We start from the raw sequence: 15,033 nt of genomic DNA, 5'->3' as shown, positions 1-15,033 counted from the left end.
AGTGCTCACAGCCGCGCACAGCGCCAAGGTAAAAAGTACCAAAGGGTAAACCTGTCTGAATCCCAGCTAACAGGCCTGTTAGCTGGGGATATGAAGTCGACTACCGTTCGCCGGTGTCAAAGACGGGAGTTTACCACCAACGCCAGGCGCCTGCGCGCAGGCCTCCCAGACGGCTTCCAGGCGCGCCCCAGCGTCGGCGAGCAGGGGGCGAAACGGAAACGGGAGCAGGCGACGGGGGAGCAGGGGCGTGAAGCGACAGCGGAGCGGGGAGCAGCGCGCGACGGAGGGCAGGGAGGGAGCAGGCGACCCGAAGGCAGCGCGCACCGCCGCGTCTCGGGCTTTAGGACTGCACCCCGGCCGAGAGGGCCATGATGAGGATGACGGCCGCGACCACCACGACGGCGCACAGCGCGATGCCGCGCACGAGCAGCTTGCGGTCGACCGTCTCGTTCGCGAGCTGCGACATGCTGCGCACGGGCGCGGCTCCGGGCGCCGGGGCGCCTGAGGCAGCGCCAGGCGTCGAGGCGCCCTTCGCATCCGCCGCCGCGGACGTCTTCGCGCCCTTCCCCAGCCCGCCCGCGAGGCGGGCGCGCTTCTCGTCGTTCGTGAGGGTCTGGTTGTCAGTTTCATTCGCCATGGCAGAGCCTTTCGAGATCGTTCGGATAGCCAGTATACGCCAACGACCGCAAACGAAAAGCAGCCCGGCGCCAACGGCCGAGCTGCTTCCCTGTGTTTTAGACTGTATTTACTATATGACATAATCTATTACTCGTCAATACCCTATTTTCGCTGTTTCGGCTCCATGCGCTAGAATAGGAGCCTCAAAAGCAACGAGAAGACGGACCCTTCGCGAAGGACTGCGCCCATGGACTCCTACATATCGGACATCAAGTTCGGAATGCTCACGTTTCCCCTGATAGCGTTCCTCCTGTCGCTTCCCTACGCCCTCTGGCAGTACCGGCGGTTCGGCTCCATCTCGGTGTGGAAGACCTTCGTGGTCTTCTCGTTCGCCTTCTACTGCCTGTGCGCCTGCTACCTGGTGGTGCTTCCGCTGCCGCCCGACCGCGGGTACGTCAACCCCAGCACGCAGTCACCGCAGCTCGACCCCTTCTACCTGATCCAGAGCATCCGCGCGTCAACCGACTTCAGCCTGCTCGACCGCACCACGTGGGCGGCCACGCTCAAGACCCCCTGCGTGTACGAGGCGATCTTCAACGTCATGCTCACCATGCCGCTGGGGGCGTTTCTGCTGTACCTGTTCCGCTGCCGCTGGTACCACGTGCTGCTCATCGGGTTCGCGACCACCTTGCTCTTCGAGACATCCCAGCTCACGGGCTTGTTCGGCATCTACGAGCACCCGTACCGCCTCTTCGACGTGGACGACCTCGTCCTGAACGCCGCCGGCGCCATGCTGGGCTTCTGGCTCGCGATCCCCTTCTGCTGGGCGCTGCCCGGCATGGACGAGGTGGACGACCAGTCCCGCGAGCGAGGGCTTGCGCGCGTGAGCGCAGCGCGGCGCCTTGCCGGGTTCACCGTCGACGTGCTGGTCACCGCCGCGCTCTTCCTGCTCGCCTGGCTCGTGCTGCAGCCGAGCGAGCTCCAGGTGGCGAAGGCCCTCGCCGTCGACCCGTCGCGCGCCGCGGCGAAGGGCTTCCTCGCCCAGATGCTCCTCGGCATGAAGGCCGACCCCGTGGGCGCGCTGCTCGTCCTGTCGGCGGCGGCGTGCGTCACCTTCGGCGTCATCCCCGCCGTCACGCGCGGGCGCACGCTCGGGCACGCCCTCGTGGGGCTGCGCATCGTCCGTCCTGACGGCTCGAGAGCGCCCTGGTACGCGCCCTTCGCCCGCTACGGGACGCTCGGGCTGTTCGTGTCCGCGCCCCTCTGGTTCGTCGCGCTCGTGCCGAGCGAGATCGAGGGCGTCGGCAGCGCGACGCTCGTGGAGATGATCGCGATGGTGTACGGGCTGTGGGTCGTGAGCCTCGTGGTGCGCGCCGTCGGCTCGCTCTTCGGCCTCAGGCTCACCATGCTCAACGAGGTGGTGTCGAACACGCGCCTCCTCCCCAGCAAGGCAGCCTCCCCGGACCTGCGCCAAGGCCCCGGGCAGCCCCCGCGCCAGACGTACCCGGCGCCAAACCCGGCAGCCCCCTACCAGCCCCTGCGCCAAGGCCCTTCCCGCAACCCCCAGCAGACGGAGCCCTTCCGCCGCCCCTATCGGCCGTAAAAAAATCGGGCCGCCTCACGGCAGCCCGATTGCCTTGAACGTCTGGAGGAGCGCTTAGCGCTCCGGGCTCGCGTGGCGCCCGGCCTTCTCCGCACGCGCAGCGGCCTTCTCCGCACGCACGGGCTTGGCCTCGGAAACGAGGGCCAGGCCCGCGGGCTCGACGCCTGCGAGCTTGAGCTCGCGCATCGTCTCGACCAGGGCAGGCGCGCTGTCAAGCCACTCGCGCACGACCACGACCGTCGCATCGGCGGTGCGCGCCGCATAGGCTGCGTCAACGCCGGCCGTCAGAGAGCTCGTCGACTCGAAGCGAATCTTGGCCGCAGACTGCTGCGGGGCGGCCGCCGCGGCAAGCGCAAGCTCCTCGCTCGTGCGCGCGGCGCTATCGGCCGGGCCGACGGGGACGACGCACACCATGCGCGCGTCGGCGCCTGCTGCGAAGCTCACGTTGGCGAGCAGGCGCTTGCCGCCGTCAGGAGCATCTGCATAGCCGAGCACAGGGGCGCCCGCGATCTCCTCCGCCTCCTCGGCGGAGTGGATGGGCGCGCGGAACATGTCGATGACTACGATCGCGCAGATGGCGACGAACAGGCCCGCCAAGAGCGCAACCGCCACGTACTTGGGCAGGCTGGGAGAGATGTCCGATGCGGCGCTCGCCTTCGACACCTGCACGGCAGCGCCGGAGTACAGCGCCGCGGACTTGGTCTTCGTCTTCTCCGCCGCGTCGTTCGCCGCGCTCACGCACGCCGAGCTGTCGCCGCCCTCGGCGGTGATGGACACCGTCTTCGCGGCGGTGTTCGCCTTGGCCGTCACCTCAAGACCCGTCTGCCCCGCGACTTCGCTTGCAACGCCCTCAGCCACGCCGCCGATTCCGCCTGGCTCGGCCGACACGGCAACGGTCGCCGTCGCCGAGTAGGTCTTCGGCATGACGAGCAGGACCCCCGCGCACAGCACCGCGCATATAACCGGAAGGGCAACCATGATCTTCCAGTTTCTCTTCATGAGCTTCAAAAGGTCGAGAAGTGTCATATTCGCTTTCTCCTCCGTTCATTGGCGTATTCAGATGATTGTATCGCAAGTGCGACGGCGTCAGATGCGTCATTGCCGTTATTTGGCCGTTTGTTCGCCCCGTCTCTTTGGGCAGCTAGCGGGTGATGGGCTGGCCGGAGTCGGCCGGGGGAAGCTTCAGGAGGGTCTGGACGAAGTCCTTCGTGCGCGCGCCCACCTCGCGCAGGCTGTAGTTGAGCTGGTTGTCATAGGCGCCCTTGTCGGCGGGCGCGCCCTGCGCGTCCATGCCGAGGCCCTGCGCGATGGCGAGCGCGCGGTAGAGGTGGTAGGCCTGCGTGACCACCACCGCGCTCTGCGCGCCGTAGGTGAAGTGCGCGCGGTACATCGAGGCGTAGGTGTCGCAGCCCGCGTGGTCCACGTAGACGTCGTCGGCGGGAACGCCCAGCTTGACGCAGTAGTCCTTCATGGCGTCGGACTCGTTGTAGCGGGAGTCGCGGTTGTCGCCGCTCACGATGACCACGTCGGCGGCACCCGCCTCGTAGAGGTCGCACGCCACCTCGAGGCGGTCGGCCAAGATGTCGGACGGCGTCCCGTCGGCGAACACCGACGCGCCGAGCACCACCACCGCGTCGGCATGCGCGCCGGCGAGCTGCGACACGGTGTGCACGTCGTCGCGCGTGCTGGCCACGGTGTACACGTTCGCCACCACGACCAGCGCCGCCAGCGCCACGACGCACGCAGCCGCCAGCTTCAACGCGCCAGACGCCACGCGCCCGAGAAGGCCGCGCTCCTTCCGCTGCTTCCGCTGCTTCCCCCGAGCGCTCATCGCACGCCCGCGTCCCGCACGGGGGAACGCCGCGCACCCGCGTCCCGCACGCCAGCCGCCACGCGCCCGACGTGCCAAGCGCCTGCCCTACCTGCGAATATGTGCTGATCGAAAGCCATGCGTGCGATCATAGCAAAGCGCCGCCGCGCCAGCGCGGCGCGGCGGCGGAGTTCCAAAGCGTATTCACACACCGAAGGGCGCCAAGGGGAAAGGCGCAGGCTACTTCGCGACGATGTTCACGAGGCGGCCGGGGACGTAGACGACCTTCTTGAGGTCCTTGCCCTCGAGCGCCCGCGAGACGGCCTCTTGCGCGGCGGCCTTCACCGCGTCCTCGGCGGCGTCGGCGGCCACGGTGATCTTGGCCTTCACCTTGCCGTTCACCTGCACGGCAAGCTCCACCTCGTCGGCCTTGGCCTGCTCGGGGTCGAACTCGGGCCACGCCTGGGAGTGCACGGAGCTCTCCGCGTGCCCCAGCGCCGTCTGCCACAGCTCCTCGGCCCAGTGCGGCGCGATGGGCGCCATGAGCTTCACGAGCACGTCGGCCACCTCGCGGCTGAAGGAGCCCGCCTTCGCGCACCCCAGCCGGCGCTCGGGCGAGGCCGCGCGCAGGAACGCGGAGGCGGCGTTCACGAGCTCCATGATCGCCGAGATGGCGGTGTTGAAGTTGTTGCGCTCGAAGTCCTCGATGACCTTGCCCACCACGCGGTGGCGCTCGCGGCGCAGCTCGTCCATGGCCGCGTGCGTGGCGTCCTTGTCAGCCTCGGCGCCGCCGAACAGGGTGTCCTCCCCCGCCTCGCCCACGAGGTCGCACACAATGCGCCAGGCGCGGTTCAGGAACTTGCACATGCCCGCGAGGCCGTCCTCGTTCCACAGCTTCTCCTTGTCGGGCGGGCCCATGAACAGCACCGTGGCGCGCACGGCGTCGGCGCCGTAGTTGGCGATCATCTCCTCGGGTGACACCACGTTGCCCTTGGACTTGCTCATGACCTCGCCGTTCGCGTCGAGCACCATGCCCTGGCACAGCAGGTTCGTGAAGGGCTCGTCGAAGGAGAGCATCCCCATGTCGCGCAGCACCTTCGTGAAGAAGCGGCTGTAGAGCAGATGGAGGATAGCGTGCTCGATGCCGCCGATGTACTGGTCGACCGGCATCCACGCGTTGGTCTTGGCCGGGTCGAACGGCGCCTTCTCGTTGTGCGGGTCGGTGTAGCGCATGTAGTACCAGCTCGAGCACGTGAACGTATCCATCGTGTCCGTCTCGCGGCGCGCGTCGCCGCCGCAGACGGGGCAGGTGCAGGCCGCGAAGCCCTCGTGCGTGGCGAGCGTCTCGCCCGCGGCCAGGTCGATGTCCTCGGGCAGGCGCACCGGCAGGTCCTCTTCGGGAACGGGCACCACGCCGCAGCTGGGGCAGTGGATGGCCGGGATGGGGTTGCCCCAGTAGCGCTGGCGCGAGATGAGCCAGTCGCGCAGGCGGAACTCCACCTTGCGACGGCCCGCGCCGCGGCGCTCGAGCTCGGCGACCACGGCCTCCTCGGCCGGCGAGTGCTTGCCGCCCACCAGGCCCGTGTAGGGGCCGGACTGCACGAGGATGCCCTCGGCCGCGTAGGCGCACTCCCAGTCGACCGTGGTGACCGCGCGGTTCTGCTCGTCCTTGAGCTGGGGGTACAGCGGGTCGTCCTCACCCAGGATGATGGGGATGATGGGCAGGTCGTACTTGCGGGCGAACTCGAAGTCGCGCTGGTCGCCGCAGGGGACGGCCATGACCGCGCCGGTGCCGTAGTCGGCCACCACGTAGTCGGCCACCCACACGGGCACCTTCTCGCCGTTCACGGGGTTCACCACGTAGCGGCCCGTGAACACCCCGTGCTTCTCGCGGTCGCCCTGGGCGCGCTCCACGGCGCTCACCTTCGCCGCAGCCTCCACGAGCTCCATGACGGGCTGCTCGTGCTCCGTGCCGGCCACCAGGTCATGCAGGCCCTTGTACTCGGGCGCGAGCACGAAGAAGCTGCAGCCGAACAGCGTGTCGGCGCGCGTGGTGAACACGGTGATGGTCTCGTCGGTGGGGTTGCCGGCCGCGTCGCACAGCGTGAAGTCGACCTCGGCGCCCTCCGAGCGGCCGATCCAGTTCGCCTGCTGCTGCTTCACGCGCTCCGGCCAGCCGTCGAGCTGGTCGAGGTCGTCGAGCAGCTCCTGGGCGTAGTCGGTGATCTTGAAGTACCACTGGGTGAGGTCGCGCTTCTCCACCTCGGAGTCGCAGCGCCAGCAGCGGCCCTCGGTGACCTGCTCGTTCGCGAGCACCGTGGCGCAGCTCGGGCACCAGTTCACCGGCGAGTTGCGGCGCTCCACCAGCCCGCGCTTCCAGAACTGCAGGAAGATCCACTGGCCCCAGCGGTAGTACTCGGGGTCGCACGCCACCACGGTGCGGTCCCAGTCGTAGGAGAAGCCCATGCGCTTGAACGACGCCTTCTGCGTCTCGATGTTGGCGTACGTCCACTTCGCGGGGTGGCTCTTGTGCTTGATGGCGGCGTTCTCGGCCGGCAGGCCGAACGCGTCCCAGCCCATGGGGTGCAGCACGTCGAAGCCGCGCATCTTGGAGTAGCGCGCGATGACGTCGCCGTAGGTGTAGTTGCTCACGTGCCCCATGTGGATGTCGCCCGAGGGGTACGGGAACATCTCGAGGACGTACTTCTTGGGCTTGCTCGCGTCCTCCTGGACGGCGTTGAGCCCCGCCGCCTCCCAGGCAGCCTGAAGCCGCGGCTCAATCTCATGCGGGTTGTAAGGTTTCATAAACGACACTCGATTCCTCTGACGTTCTTGGCGTTGGAGACAAAGTGGGAACAGTCTACCACGGAACGGCCCCGCCGACAGCACCCCGCTGTTCAAGGGCGCTTTTTCGCAGGGCGCGAGGAGGGAGGCGAAGGGACGGCGCGCGCGAGCTACGCGCGCAAGGGCGGCAGAAGGCTCGTGAGGCCGCCCTTCGACAGCAGCGTGATGCGGCGCGTGGCGCGCGAGACGGTGGTGTAGAGGCGGTTGCGCGCAAGGCGGCCGCCGCTCGCGGGGAAGGCGCGCTCGCTCGCGTCGGGGATGATGACGTGGTCGAACTCGAGGCCCTTCGCCAGCTGCAGCGGGATGAGGATGACGCCGCTCGCGGGAAGGGCGTCGCCCTTGCCGACGAGGGTGACGGGGGCAGCGGGAGCTTCGGTCGCGGGGGCTTCGTCGACGGAAGCTTCGTCGACGGGGGCTTCGCCCGCGGGGGCAGCGGCAGCGCCGTCCACCTGCGAGGCCCCACTCGCAGCTCCCCCGGTGGTCGCTCCGAGCAGCTTCGCCAGCTTCTTCGCCTCGCCCTTGTGCGGCGCGATTATGGCTGCGAGGCCGCCGTGCTCCCGCACGTCAGCGCCCGCCTGCGCGACCGCGCGTACGAGCGCCTCCTCCCATGCGGCCTCGTCCGCGCAGGTGACGACCTCGGGCGCCGCGTCCTCGCGCTGCACCGAGGCCACGCGCACGCGGTCGCCCTCGGGGAGCAGCCCTGCGAACAGCGCGGTGATCTCGGGCGTCGAGCGGTAGCTCGTCATGAGCTGGCAGGTGGCCACGCCGTCCGACGCGTTGTCGTTAGCCGCTGCCAGGCCGTCGCCCACAGCCGCGCCGCCGCCCGCACGCGCCGCCAAACCGCGGGCCGTCCCCATCCCCGCGCGCGCCGCCGCCTGCGCGAACACCTTCCGCACCTCGTCGAACGTCGCCGTTCCCTCCGCGATCGCCTGGTTCTCGTCGCCGAGGAGCAGGAAGTGCGCGCGGCGGAAGTAGCGCGCGAGCACCCGGAGCTGGGCCACCGTGTAGTCCTGCACCTCGTCGACCATCACGTACTTCGCCTGCGCATTCCCCAGACCCGTGAGCGCGATCTTGAGGTAGAGCCAGGTCGCGGGCGCGAGGTCGGTCGTCCCCAGCAGGCGCATGCCGATGCGGTCGACGCGCAGCCACTCGTCGTTCTCCACGGCCGCGAGCACGCCCGCGTGGCGCTCGCGCAAAAAGCGCAGCGCGAAGGACGCGGCCTCGCGCTCGTCCTGCGGGTCGACCACCTCACCGAACAGACGCAGCTGCTCGTCAAGCGGCAGGGCCGCGACCTCGTCCTGCGCCTCCTCGCGCGCCGCCATCTGCGCCAACCTGCCCTCCACGCGCCGCACCAGCTCCTCGCGCACGAGCGTCATCTGGTGCGGGCCGGCGGTCGCCTTCGAGAACTTGTCGAACACCTGGCGGATCTGCGCCGCCGAGAGGAACCGCACGCCGCCGTCCCTCACGTCGCGGAAGTCGTCGGGCTCGAACGCGAAGCCCTCCAACGCCGCGTCGATGCGGTCGAACAGCTCGGGCGGCACGGGCGTCCTCGCGGTGCCGCGGTCAGGCGGCAGGAGCGAGGCGGCGAACTCGTCCCACGTGAGGATCTCGGGGTTGCGCTCCCCCAGGTCAGGCAGCACGTTCTCGATGTAGCGGCGGAACAGCGCATTCGGCGTGACGAGGAACACCTCGCGCGCGTCGAGCGTCTCGCGGTTCTGGTAGAACAGATACGCGATGCGCTGCATGAGCACGCTGGTCTTGCCGCTGCCGGCGATGCCGCCCACCAGCAGCGCGGGCACGTCGGCGTGGCGCACCACCTGGTTCTGCTCGCGCTGGATGGTGGCCGTGATGGCCTTCATCTGCGCGCTGCGCTGCTGCGAGAGCGACGCGAGGAGCAGCGCGTCCTGGATGGCCACCGTGGTGTCGAAGTAGGCGTTCAGGCGGCCGCCCGCGATGTCGAACTGGCGGCGCAGCTTGAGGTCCACGTTGATGGTGCGCCCGTTGGCCACGTAGGACGTGGGCCCGTTGTCCTGATTGTAGTACACCTCGGCCACAGGCGAGCGCCAGTCGACCACCATGCGCCGGCAGTTGTCGTCCGAGATCCCGGCCGTGCCCAAGTAGAACGCGCGCGGCGCGGCGCCCGGCTTGTACTGCAGCTCGACCTTCGCGAAGTACGGCTGGCGCAGCAGCAGGCGGATGCTCGAGAGGCGCTCGGCGTCGAGGCTCTGCGAGACGTTGTACGCGTCGATCACGCGGTTCATGGCCGCGAAGTCGGCGTAGGTCTCCATGGCGTCGGCGTAGGTGGCGAAGTTGGGCGCGAGCTCCTCGGACATGGAGAGCTTGTCGGCCGCCGCCTGCTCCCCCGTGCGCTCCATCTTGGCCACCAGCTCGCGCGCCATGCGGACCAGCGCGTCATAGGTGGACGTGAGGTGCGCCTGCTCGGCGGCGAACACGGGGTCGGAGGCGCCGGGGGCGCCATCGGGAACAGCGGAACTGGAGGCGCCGGAAGCGGGCTCAGTCAGCCCAGCGCCGCCGGAGCCAGGCGCGCCCGCGCGCTCCCGGTCGCAATCCCCCGTCACCCCAATACCTTCGCGCACTTCTTCTGCCACGTTGCCTCCCACGCCTTCGCCCAGCAAGTGGTGAGATTCTACCAGAAGCCCTACGCGTCGCGCGCCTCGAGAATGTCGCTGATCTTGTCGCGCACGGACGCGAGGCGCTCGAGGTCGACGTAGGTGGGCTGGCCGCGGCGGCGCATCGTGTCGCGCAGCTTGAACAGGGTCGCCTCCACACGCGCGACGTCGCGGTCGAGCTCGCCCATGAGGTCGGCCACCGTGGCGCTGAACTCCTCGAACACCACCGCCGCCTCGCGCTTGTCGCGCGGCTTCTTCTCCTTGAGCACGCGCGCGAACTCACGCTGGTAACCCGGCTCCTGCTTGACGAGCTCGAGCGCCGTCATGGAGCCGAGCTCGCCGCGCTCGTAGGGCTCGTAGAGCTCGGGGACGAGCTTCTTAGCGATGCGCGTCTGGCGCTTGTAGGTGCTCGCGGTCATGCCGAGCATGCCGGCGATGATGTCGTCGGTGGGCACGGCGTGCCATTCGGGATGGTCGGCGCGCAGCTCGGCCACCTCGGCCTTGAGCTGCTCGGACTGGCGGATGCGCTCGTCTTTGGAGACGGGGCGGAAGATGTTGGCCGAGTGCAGGATCAGAAGCGCCTCGGCGTCTGAGAGGCCCCGGGCCACGCGCGCGTCGACCATGCGGAAGGAGTCATCCTCGTCGGCGAGCTTGCGCAGCGCGCGGGTGCGGCGGTGGCCTGAGAGGATCTGCAGCCCGCCGTCCTCAACCTCGCGCACATAGAGCGGCTGGATGAGCCCGACCGCCTTGATGTTCTCGGCGAGCGACTCGATGGCCTCGGGGTCCATGGAATAGGAGTTGGAGGGGTGCGCCCTCAGCTGGGTGACGTCGACCTTGCGCTCCTCGACCGTGAAGCCCGACCCCGGCGCGAACCGCGTCGAGTTCGTGTCATTGCGCTTGCTCACCGCCACAAGCATCCTCCCCTTCATCTTGGACGCCAGTCCCCAGCGCCGCTTTGGCCCCATACCACGAAATACGGCTTCCGGGCCTCAAGACCGTTCTGGGCTCCAAGCCTCAAGCCCGCAACTAGCCCCGAAAGCCAACTCATCGGGCGCATTATACACCGCGAGCGAGGTGAGCAAGGCCCCCAACCTCCTCCTTCACGGCATCGCTCCTCACATAGCGCGTGCTCCTGCCGGATCCGAGCCTGACCAGCACGCCCTCATCAACCAGCCTCTTAAGCGCGGACTCCACCGAGGAGCTCCCCAAGGTTGGGCACGCCTCCAACGCATCGCGCTTCAAGAACGTGCCTATCACGCCCTGCGCATAGCGCAGCACAACATCGTAGGAGGTGCTCCTCGCTCCTACGGCCTCGACCACAGAGACCCTCTCCTCCAAATCCCGATAGCACGAGAGGACCACGCCCAGCATATACTCTATAAACGGCTTCGGGTCGTTTTCGCCTTCATGCCAGCCCGCATCCGCCGCCGCCAAAGCGTCGTAGTATGCCTCCTTGGTGTTCGCTATGGCCTTCTCGATGCTGACGTAGCGCCCAACCGTATAGCCTGCTCGATACAGGAGCAGCAACGTGAGAAGCCTGCTCATCCTACCATTGCCGTCTTCAAAGGGATGGATGCAGAGAAAGTCCAGCACGAAGCACGGAATCAAGATGAGCGGATCCACTACCCCCTCGCGCAATGCGAGATCATACGCATCGCAAAGACCCTCCATGGCATCCGACACCTCATGAGGCGCAAGCGGAACAAACAGGGCGGCACGCTCTCCACCGCCAAGCACGACGTCGATCTCGTTGGGGGCAGACTTGAATCTTCCACCGAACGAGAAGCTGGTGAAGCGAAGCAGGTCACGGTGGAGCTGCAGTATGTAGCTGGGCCGCACGGGGATGTACTCATAGCTTTCATGCACCAGGTCCAGAACGTTGCGATATCCGAGGATCTCCCGCTCATCGCGGTTCCGCGGGGTGGTCTTGTCTGCAACCAGCTGGCGCAGGCGCGGCGCGGTGGTTCGGATGCCCTCGATGCCGTTGGATCCTTCCGTGCTCTGGATCCTCGCGATCTCGATGAGCCTGTCGAGTGCGACGGGTTTCTGCCGAAGAAGCAGCTCCTGTCTGCCCCGATACTCATGAATCTGAGCCACGTAGGAGATGATCTCGTTGCTCCAAGTGCGCGTTTTCAGGCTATCGTAGCTGAATTCCCTCATGCCTTTTCTCCCAAGCTCGTCATTTATATCCCAATTCTACTATGCTTTTGGGAGAAATGTTTATGGCTCGCTTGCGATTTCAAGAGATTTGCTATCCGCCCCAGCGCATGGCGCAACGCCCGCCTCCACTGCCGCGGCGCTGAGGCGACCTATCGCCAGAAACGCCGCAGGCTCGCGCCGCGGGCTCGTAGCTCGCGCCGCAGATCATGCGCTCACCACGTGACCACCTCCTCCACCACCGCGCGTTGCTCGGAGGCGGTGCGGCGCAGGTAGATGCGCGTCGTCTCGATGGACGAGTGCCCCATGAGGTCGGCCAGGAGGGCGATGTCCTCCCGCGCGTCGAGGAAACTGCGCGCGAACAGGTGCCGAAACGAGTGCGGGTACACCACCGAAGGGTCGATGCCGTAGCGCTCCGCGAGCACCTTGAGCTGGCCCGACAGGCCGCGCGCGGTGATGCGCCCTCCCCGCGCGTTGAGGAAGACATAACCCTCCGCGCGGCCCTCCTTCGCGAGCCACCGCCCCAGCTCGGCGCAGAGCGAGGACGGGATGAACACCCGCCTGGCCTTGCCGCCCTTGGACACCACGTCGAGGCGGCCGGCGCGCACGTCCCGAACGGTCAGCTCCAGCAGCTCGCTCACCCGAAGGCCGGTCGAGGCCAAGACCCTCACCGCGAAGTAGTACGTCATGTGACCGTGCTCGAGCAGCATGCGCCCGAGCCGCTGGCACTCCCCCGCGCTGATCACGCCCTCGAGGTAGCTGCGCCGCTGGACCTGCACGCAGCCGACCCTGCACTCGGGCATGCCCTCGTACGCGAGGAAGCGGTTCAGGGCGTTCACCCGCAGGTTGACCGTAGCCGGCTTGCACCTGCTGACGAGCTCGTCGCGATAGCGGCTCGCGCCCTCGCGGCTGGGATCGCCGAACTCCCTCAGGTAGTCCGACGCCACCCTAACGTAGAGACGCACCGTGCCCGGCGCCAAGCCCTGATCCCGAAGGAAGCGCTCGTAGCTGTCCATGTTGGTGGGGGCGCTGTTTGCTTGGGCGGCGGATGCGCCGTCCGTCTCCAGCACGCTGTCTGCTTCCTTGACAGGTGTCCCGCCCTCCCCTTCTGCAAGCGCCCTGCCCTCCTTCGACGCGCCGCCTTCCTCCTCGGCGGATGCCCTGCCTTTCTCTGGCATGCCACCTCTTCTGGCGGAGCTCGCCTTCCCCACTCGCTTCTCGATATCTGCCTTCATTGAGAACACCTCGCTGTTGATCTCGTTGCATGACTTCTTCGATACGATGCAATCCTAGAAGCCTCGAAGCGAATCTGCAGCATGCAAGGAGAGAAGGCGCCGAAATAGACGAGACGGTCAGTCAGACAAGCGAGCGCCGGCTGGACAGCCAGGCAGCCGGATAGCCGGCGGGCTTCGCGAACTTCCGAAAAGGCCGATTTCAGGAAGCTGGAGGGCGATGGCGGCAGCGGCGCGGATGGAGCGGCTCGAGGGCGCTTTCCTATCCTCAATTCGGTACATCGAGCCGCATTGGGTGCATCTCGCGCCCCGCGTCCGGGCGCCCTGCTGGGTCAATTGACCCAGCAGGGCGCGGGGGCCCGGGCCGCCCGGGTCACCCGCGCGGGGAGGGCGGCCGCGTGACGGGGCGCCGCCTGTCCAGGCGCGACCTCGTCCGCGCCCTGCCGCTCGCCTTCTTCGACGTGGCGGCCACGTTCGCGGCCTTCTCTGTCGCCGCCTGGGGCACCCAGGTGGGCGGGCTCGTGCTCGACGACCCGGCCACGCTGGGGCACGTGGCCTTCTTCGCGCTGGCGAACGTGGCCGTGTACGCCGCGTTCGGGATGTACGGCTGCCTCTGGGAGTACGCCAGCGTCGGAGAGGCGGGCCGGCTCGCCCTGGCGAGCGTCGCCTCGTCGGCCGCGGGCGGGGTCTTGGGCCGCGTCCTCCTGGGCGCGAGCCTGCCGCTTCGCGTCTACGCGGTGGAGTGGCCGCTGTTCCTGGGGGCGACGGCCTGCGTGCGCCTGGCCATACGGGCGTGGTCGGGCAGGAAGGGCTGGGCGCTTTTGGGCGCGCGCTCCGAGGGCCTGCCCCGCACGCTCGTGCTGGGCGCCGGCGAGACGGGTGCCCTCACCGTGAGGCGGATGCTGGCGCTGGACGCCGGCATGATGGGCTGCCCGGTGGGGCTCGCAGACGACGACGCCTCGAAGCTGGGCGCCCACGTGCACGGCGTGCGGGTGCTGGGGACCTGCGACGACGTCCCCGAGCTGGCCGCGCGCCTGGGCGCCGAGCAGCTCGTGGTCGCCATTCCGAGCGCCACGAGGGCGCAGCGCGACCGCATCTACAAGATATGCGCGGGAACGGGCCTTCGCACCCTCACGCTGCCCGACGTCAGGGACGTGCCCACCGACGAGCTCGGCGGGGTGGCGCTTCGCGAGGTGGGGGCCTCCGACCTGCTCGCCCGCGAGGAGGTCGCCCTCGACCTCGCGCAGGTGGGCTACGTCACGGGCAGGCGCGTGCTCGTGACGGGAGGGGGCGGCTCGATCGGCAGCGAGATCGCCCGGCAGCTGCTGCCCGCCCGCCCCGCCGAGATCATCCTGCTCGACGTGTACGAGAACACCACCTACGAGCTCTACCACGAGATCAAGGGCAAGTGCGAGGAGGCGGGGGTGGGCTTGTCCGTCGAGATCGGCTCGATCACCCACCTGCCCGCGCTCGAGAAGTGCTTCGGCGAGCACGCGCCCGACGTGGTGTTCCACGCCGCGGCCCACAAGCACGTGCCCCTCATGGAGGCCAACGCCCGGGAGGCGGTGGAGAACAACGTGTTCGGCACGCTGAACGTGGCGCGCATGGCTCACGAGCGGGGGTGCTCGCACTTCGTCTTGGTATCAACCGACAAGGCGGTCAACCCCGCCAACGTCATGGGGGCCACCAAGCGCATGTGCGAGATGGTGGTGCAGCGCTACGCCGCCGTGTCGGGCACCGTGTTCGCCGCGGTGCGCTTCGGCAACGTGCTGGGGAGCCACGGGAGCGTCATCCCGCTGTTCAAGCGCCAGCTCAGGGAGGGCGGCCCCGTCACGGTCACCCACCGCGACATCACCCGCTACTTCATGACCATCCCCGAGGCCTCCCGCCTCGTGATCACGGCGGGCGCCCTCGCCCGCGGCGGCGAGATATTCGTGCTCGACATGGGCGAGCCGGTGAGGATATGGGACCTCGCCGAGAACCTGGTGAGGCTCTCGGGGCTCGTGCCCGGGCGCGACGTGGATATCGTCGAGACGGGCCTGCGCCCCGGGGAGAAGATGTACGAGGAGCTGCGCATGGGCGCCGAGGAGGCGCGCCCCACCTCGGACGGGCGCATCACGGTGCTGACCGCGGCCCAGC

Annotated in this window: 10 protein-coding genes; 2 read left to right on the top strand and 8 right to left on the bottom strand. The window is 68.3% G+C overall.

All coding sequences use genetic code 11. From position 1 onward, the window contains the following. Window positions 1-340: 340 nt before the first annotated feature. A complete protein-coding gene (locus G7Y49_RS10855) occupies window positions 341-637 on the bottom strand; it encodes a hypothetical protein (RefSeq protein WP_165173717.1) in 297 nt (98 codons plus the stop codon). Window positions 638-865: 228 nt separating this feature from the next. Here G7Y49_RS10855 and G7Y49_RS10850 point away from each other — a divergent pair, with 228 nt between their 5' ends. Continuing rightward, a complete protein-coding gene (locus G7Y49_RS10850) occupies window positions 866-2,221 on the top strand; it encodes a VanZ family protein (protein WP_165173715.1) in 1,356 nt (451 codons plus the stop codon). Window positions 2,222-2,275: 54 nt separating this feature from the next. Here G7Y49_RS10850 and G7Y49_RS10845 read toward each other — a convergent pair whose 3' ends face one another. From G7Y49_RS10845 to G7Y49_RS10815, 7 genes are all read right to left on the bottom strand, one after another. Next, complete coding sequence (locus G7Y49_RS10845) at window positions 2,276-3,247, bottom strand: Wzz/FepE/Etk N-terminal domain-containing protein (protein ID WP_165173713.1); 972 nt, start codon at window positions 3,245-3,247, stop codon at window positions 2,276-2,278. Window positions 3,248-3,362: 115 nt separating this feature from the next. Further along, complete coding sequence (locus tag G7Y49_RS10840) at window positions 3,363-4,052, bottom strand: vancomycin high temperature exclusion protein (protein WP_165173711.1); 690 nt, start codon at window positions 4,050-4,052, stop codon at window positions 3,363-3,365. A gap of 219 nt (window positions 4,053-4,271) precedes the next feature. Continuing rightward, window positions 4,272-6,836 carry a leucine--tRNA ligase gene (gene leuS / locus G7Y49_RS10835; RefSeq protein ID WP_165173709.1) on the bottom strand — a complete coding sequence of 855 codons (2,565 nt, stop codon included), beginning with the start codon at window positions 6,834-6,836 and terminating at the stop codon, window positions 4,272-4,274. A gap of 149 nt (window positions 6,837-6,985) precedes the next feature. After that, entirely contained in the window at window positions 6,986-9,484 is a 2,499-nt protein-coding gene (locus G7Y49_RS10830) for a UvrD-helicase domain-containing protein (RefSeq protein ID WP_241157391.1), read from the bottom strand. Window positions 9,485-9,534: 50 nt separating this feature from the next. After that, window positions 9,535-10,410, bottom strand: coding sequence for a ParB/RepB/Spo0J family partition protein (locus tag G7Y49_RS10825; protein WP_165173707.1), 876 nt, complete (start codon window positions 10,408-10,410; stop codon window positions 9,535-9,537). Window positions 10,411-10,561: 151 nt separating this feature from the next. Further along, a complete protein-coding gene (locus tag G7Y49_RS10820) occupies window positions 10,562-11,665 on the bottom strand; it encodes a Fic family protein (protein ID WP_165173706.1) in 1,104 nt (367 codons plus the stop codon). A gap of 212 nt (window positions 11,666-11,877) precedes the next feature. After that, the gene (locus G7Y49_RS10815) at window positions 11,878-12,840 is read right to left on the bottom strand and encodes a tyrosine-type recombinase/integrase (RefSeq protein ID WP_165173705.1); all 963 of its coding nucleotides are present in this window, start codon (window positions 12,838-12,840) and stop codon (window positions 11,878-11,880) included. 452 nt (window positions 12,841-13,292) lie between these two features. Between G7Y49_RS10815 and G7Y49_RS10810 the strand changes: the two genes are divergently transcribed. Further along, window positions 13,293-15,033: nucleoside-diphosphate sugar epimerase/dehydratase (locus G7Y49_RS10810; RefSeq protein WP_165173704.1), on the top strand; the 1,741-nt coding region annotated here is incomplete at its 3' end.

The sequence above is a fragment of the Adlercreutzia sp. ZJ242 genome (assembly GCF_011038995.1).
Taxonomy (GTDB): domain Bacteria; phylum Actinomycetota; class Coriobacteriia; order Coriobacteriales; family Eggerthellaceae; genus CAAEEV01.
Note: the sequence above shows the minus strand (reverse complement) of the source record. Positions and strands in the feature narration are given on the sequence as shown.

Bases quoted from the DNA above. Each gene is read 5' to 3' on its own strand.
- G7Y49_RS10855 (WP_165173717.1), bottom strand. From the start codon at position 637: ATGGCGAATGAAACTGACAACCAGACCCTCACGAACGACGAGAAGCGC.
- G7Y49_RS10850 (WP_165173715.1), top strand. From the start codon at position 866: ATGGACTCCTACATATCGGACATCAAGTTCGGAATGCTCACGTTTCCC.
- G7Y49_RS10845 (WP_165173713.1), bottom strand. From the start codon at position 3,247: ATGACACTTCTCGACCTTTTGAAGCTCATGAAGAGAAACTGGAAGATC.
- G7Y49_RS10840 (WP_165173711.1), bottom strand. From the start codon at position 4,052: ATGAGCGCTCGGGGGAAGCAGCGGAAGCAGCGGAAGGAGCGCGGCCTT.
- leuS (WP_165173709.1), bottom strand. From the start codon at position 6,836: ATGAAACCTTACAACCCGCATGAGATTGAGCCGCGGCTTCAGGCTGCC.
- G7Y49_RS10820 (WP_165173706.1), bottom strand. From the start codon at position 11,665: ATGAGGGAATTCAGCTACGATAGCCTGAAAACGCGCACTTGGAGCAAC.
- G7Y49_RS10815 (WP_165173705.1), bottom strand. From the start codon at position 12,840: ATGCCAGAGAAAGGCAGGGCATCCGCCGAGGAGGAAGGCGGCGCGTCG.